This window comes from Nocardioides sp., from assembly GCF_036401255.1.
Classification (GTDB): Bacteria; Actinomycetota; Actinomycetes; order Propionibacteriales; family Nocardioidaceae; genus Nocardioides.
Genome location: NZ_DASWVI010000211.1, coordinates 1 through 3,678, shown reverse-complemented (window position 1 = coordinate 3,678; position 3,678 = coordinate 1). Strand labels below are relative to the sequence as shown.

Sequence of the window (3,678 nt, the reverse complement as noted above, 5' to 3'; positions counted from 1 at the left end):
GCCAGGTCGCGACGCAGCCGCTCGACCTGCTCGTCCTTGCGCCGGAGCTGGTCGGCCGCGGTGGCGCGCTCCCACTCCGCGGCCACCCGCAGCTGCTCGGCGACCCGCGCGTCGGGCGCGGTGGTGCCGGCGGTGAGCACGGCGTCCAGCACCCACAGGGCGTCGTACGCCGGCCCGGGGGCGCCGCCCAGGACCACGGTCAGCACCACGCAGGGCCGGTCGCGGTAGCGGCGCACCGCCACGAGGACGGGGGCGTCCGGGGCGGTCAACCGGCCGCGGAGGTGGTCGAGGGCGGTCGGGTCCCACGGGATCTCGACCGCGACCTCGGGCACCGGGCCGCCGGCGGCCGCCGCCTCGCGGGCGAACGCCAACGCCGCGTCGACGGCCTCCTCCATGCCGGACCCGGCCGCCACGCCGATGAACCCGGTGACGGGTCCCTCGGCGGCCAGGTCCGCCGCGAGCTCGGCGTACGTGGTGGTCAGCAGCCGCTCGAACCCGTCACCGAACACCGCGGCCGCGGCGGGCCGGTCGGTGCCGACCACGACGGCGCGCACGGCTCGCGTATCCTCGCCTGCGGTCGTCAACGGCGGGCCTCGCGGCCGCACCGGTGCCTCGAACCAAGACGCGGGAAGGTGGTCGAGCTCTCGAGCATGAGCGACAGTGTGCCACCCGAGGTCTCGGTGATCGTGGCCACCTACGGCCGCCCGGACCTGATCGGCGACGCGCTGGCCTCGCTGGCGCGGCAGACCCTCGCACCCGACCGGTTCGAGGTCGTCGTGGTCGTCAACGGTCCCGACGACGGGACCACCGAGGCCGTCGAGGCGATCGCGCGGCAGCACCCGCGCCTGTGCGTGGTCCTCGCGCGGTCGGCCCGCCCCGGCGTCGCGCACGCGCGCACGGTCGGCCTCTGGGCGGCACGCGGCACCTACATGACGATCGTGGACGACGACGACCGGGTGACCGAGCACTACCTGGAGGACCTCCTCGACGCGGTCGAGCCGGGCGTGGTCCCGCTCGCGTGGCTGGCCGACGTCGAGCCCGACGAGCCGGACCGGCCGGACTTCGACAACTACTACACCCGCGCGCTCGTCCGGGCGCTCGAGCGGGGCGCCGAGCCGGACGGCACGCTCGCGGTCCCGGCCCTGCCTCCCGGGATCTCGCTGAACATCGGCAAGCTGGTCCCGGTGGAGCTGGCCCGCACGGTCGGCTACGACACCTCCCTGCGGGGCGGGTCGGACTTCGTGTTCTGGACCAAGGCCTACGCCCACGAGCAGTTCCGGTTCCGGCCGCTCCCCGACCGGCGCGCCTGCTACCTGCGCACCCGCGTCCCCGACTCGCTCTCGCGCCGCGACCCCGGCTACGACTTCTCGGTCTCCCAGCGGCTGGCCTGCATCACCAGCCTCGAGGAGATCGACGACCCGCCCGCCGAGGTCGAGCGGATCACCCGGCACATGGTGAGCCGCCAGCTCGACCACGTCCGCGACCACCTGGCCCGCCACCCCGAGCAGCGCGCCGAGGTCGTCGAGGACGTCGAGGCCCGCCGGCTGCGGCGGATGGACTGGCCGACGGTCAACGCCGACGGCGCGCAGGACCTCGCGCTGCTCTACTGCTTCACGCCCTGGGTGGGGACGGCCGGGATCGTCGCGGCCCGCCGCATCCGCGAGCGCGGGGTGCTGGTGGACGTCGTGTGCAAGGACCTCGACGACCTGCGCGAGCGGGACCGGTCGCTCGAGGCGATCGCCGACCCCTACGTCGCCCGGGTCGCGGCGCTGGCCGGACCGTCGCACTTCGGCTCCTGGGCGTCGGCCGAGGACTGGTCGGCGCGGGTGTTCGCCCAGCTCGAGGAGTGGGGCACCGACCACCGCTCGGTCTACTCGCGCGCGATGTGGGCGGCCTCCCACCTGGTGGCGGCGCAGTACAAGCTGCGCAACCCGTCGGTGCGGTGGATCGCGGAGTTCTCCGACCCGATCAGCCGCACCGTGCGCGGCACCCGCCGCAACAACGCCTCCGGCACCGGGCCGCTCCCCGGCGAGCTGACCGCGGGTCTCGCGGCGGCCGGCTTCGCACCGCCCGCCGACGGCGACGTGTTCACGTGGGCCGAGCAGGCGGCGTACGCCCTCGCCGACGAGGTGATGTTCACCAACGAGAATCAGCGCGAGTACATGCTCGGCTACTGTCCCGACCCCGCGCTCGCCGAGCGCGCCCGCGCGCTCTCGACCGTGCACCACCACCCGACGCTCCCCGCGCGGTTCTACGACCTGCAGGCCCCGGCGTACCGCCTCGACCCGGACCGGGCCCACGTCGCCTACTTCGGCGCGTTCTACCCCACCCGCGGCCTGACCGAGGTCACCGAGGCGCTCGCCGCGCTCCCGGCGCGGGTGCGCGCGCGGGTGTGCCTCCACGTGTTCACCCAGGACGCGTCGACGATCGACCGGGCGGTCGCCGAGGCCGGGCTGGCCGACGTGGTCGTCGTCAACCCGTACGTCGGGTTCCTGGACTTCCTGGCGCTCACCCGCCGCTTCGACCTGCTCGTGGTCAACGACGCGGACTCCTCCGAGCACGGCCCGGGCGGCAACCCCTACCTGCCCTCGAAGCTGTCGGACTACCTCGGCAGCGGTACGCCGATCTGGGCGGTCGTCGAGGAGGGCAGCGTGCTGTCCCGGCAGCCGCTCCGGCACGTCACCCGGCTCGGCGACGCCCAGGCTGCCGCGGAGGTGCTGTCGAGCCTGGCGCGCGGCCACGCGGGCCAGGACACCTGAACGCGCTGCGTCAGTGCATCGACGGCGGCACGTCGTCGAGGCCGATCCGGTCCACCGGGGTCCGGGCGACGCCGAGGCGGCTCAGCTCGCGGTGCAGCATCGGGGTGAGCGTGCGCACGTAGGTGTCGGTCAGGTGCGAGCCCTGGCGCAGCACCAGCACGCCGCCGATCGCCGAGGGGCAGGCGTCGAGCGCCTCGGGGCAGATCCACGCGTCCAGGTCCACCATGGGCAGGTCGAGCCGCTCGGCGACCATCCGCAGCGTGGGCGTGCCGATGCCGCCGACGTTCGGCCCGCGCGGGGTGTCGCACCGGTCGTAGTGCCCGGGGTGGTCCTCCACGCACCGGTAGGTCGCCTCCAGGCGTGGCGAGGGCGTGTCCGCGACGAGCACGACCCGCGTGCCCATCGCCTCCAGCTCCTGCAGCGCCGCGACGCTGCCCGCCACCAGGCCGGGCTCGTCGGGTGCGCTGCCCTGCGACACGATCGCCACGTCGGGGGCGCCGTCGCGGGCGAACCCGTCGAGCACGTTGCGGGCGTACTCCGCGCAGTCGGGCTCGAGCCCCTCGAGCGTGAACGAGCACGCCGACTTCAGCCGCAGCTGCAGCCGCCACCCCTCGCTGCGGGCGATGCTGTCCATCGCCACGAACCACTGGCCCATCTTCGAGTCGCCGAGCAGCGCGACCGTGGTGGAGCCGTCGGGGTCGCCGTACTCGCACGGCAGCACGTCGACCTCGCCCGGGACACGCTGGCAGCCGTCGTCGTAGTAGGTCGGCGAGTCCTCGGGCGCGACGGCCGGGTCGGGCGTCAGCGGCCCCCGGGTGGTCACGACCCGGGCGGGGTCGTCGATCACCTGCCACCGGGCCGCGCCCGGATCGGCGACGAGCGCCGTGGCGCCGGGGCCGCCGGTCGCGTCGTCGAGGCG

3 protein-coding genes are annotated in these 3,678 nt (G+C 75.1%); 1 reads left to right on the top strand and 2 read right to left on the bottom strand.

The annotated features are described in order from the left end of the window. Positions 1 to 554: hypothetical protein (locus VGD85_RS09890; protein WP_331063285.1), on the bottom strand; the 554-nt coding region annotated here is incomplete at its 3' end. Between the two features lie 96 nt (positions 555 to 650). Between VGD85_RS09890 and VGD85_RS09885 the strand changes: the two genes are divergently transcribed. Beyond that, positions 651 to 2,759 (top strand): glycosyltransferase, encoded by a 2,109-nt coding sequence (locus VGD85_RS09885; protein WP_331063284.1) that lies wholly within the window; start codon positions 651 to 653, stop codon positions 2,757 to 2,759. Between the two features lie 10 nt (positions 2,760 to 2,769). On the opposite strand, the gene VGD85_RS09880 is transcribed toward VGD85_RS09885, so the two are convergent. Then, the coding region (locus VGD85_RS09880) for an SGNH hydrolase domain-containing protein (RefSeq protein WP_331063283.1) at positions 2,770 to 3,678 on the bottom strand (909 nt) is incomplete at its 5' end.

Bases quoted from the DNA above. Each gene is read 5' to 3' on its own strand.
- VGD85_RS09885 (WP_331063284.1), top strand. From the start codon at position 651: ATGAGCGACAGTGTGCCACCCGAGGTCTCGGTGATCGTGGCCACCTAC.